This is a genomic window from Methylobacterium sp. 001424705, from assembly GCF_059816145.1.
On sequence record NZ_JCBANU010000088.1, the window covers coordinates 1 to 716 of the forward strand.

The 716-nt window shown below is 72.5% G+C and carries 1 protein-coding gene; it reads left to right on the forward strand.

Annotated elements, in window-relative coordinates:
* Positions 1-3: 3 nt before the first annotated feature.
* Complete coding sequence (locus AC6EUL_RS22875; RefSeq protein ID WP_499872910.1) at positions 4-624, forward strand: pyridoxamine 5'-phosphate oxidase family protein; 621 nt, start codon at positions 4-6, stop codon at positions 622-624.
* The last annotated feature ends 92 nt before the right edge of the window (positions 625-716 follow it).

The following is a 716-nucleotide window of genomic DNA, read 5'->3' on the forward strand; positions in this document are numbered from 1 at the left end:
CCGATGGCGGCCGTCGAGACGATCGAAAAGCTGGAGCGCATCTACGGAGCCCCCGGGGCCGTCGGGGAGGCCTCGACGACCAAGGTCGCCGACCACATCACCCCGGATTACGGGCGCTTCATCGCGGTCGCGCCCTTCGTCGCCCTGGCGACCGTCGGCCCGGAGGGGCTGGACTGCTCGCCGCGCGGCGATGTTCCGGGCTTCGTGCGCGTCGCCGGACCCCGGACCCTGATCCTGCCGGACCGGCGCGGGAACAACCGGATCGACAGCCTGCGCAACGTCGTGCGCGACCCGCGGGTGGGGCTGATGTTCCTCATCCCGGGCATCGGCAACGCCCTGCGGGTCAACGGCCGGGCCGTGGTGGAGGACGATCCGGCCCTGCTCGCCAGTTTCGCGGTGGACGGCAAGGCGCCGCGCACCGCCCTCGTGATCACCGTGGGCGAGGTCTACTTCCAATGCGCCCGCGCGTTGATCCGCTCGGGCCTGTGGCGCCCGGACAGCCACGTCGATCCGAAGACCCTGCCGAGCCCCGGCGAGATCCTGGCCGGGTTGAGCGGGGGGCGCGTCGGCGGCGAGGCCTACGACGCGTCCTGGGCCGAGCGGGCGCGCCAGACGATGTGGTGACCTCCGGGGCCCGGGTCCGCGGATGCGAAAACGGCACGGCGTCTGGCCGGCTTGGCGCTGATGATGCATCTGAGCCGCCTCCCGTTCCGAAA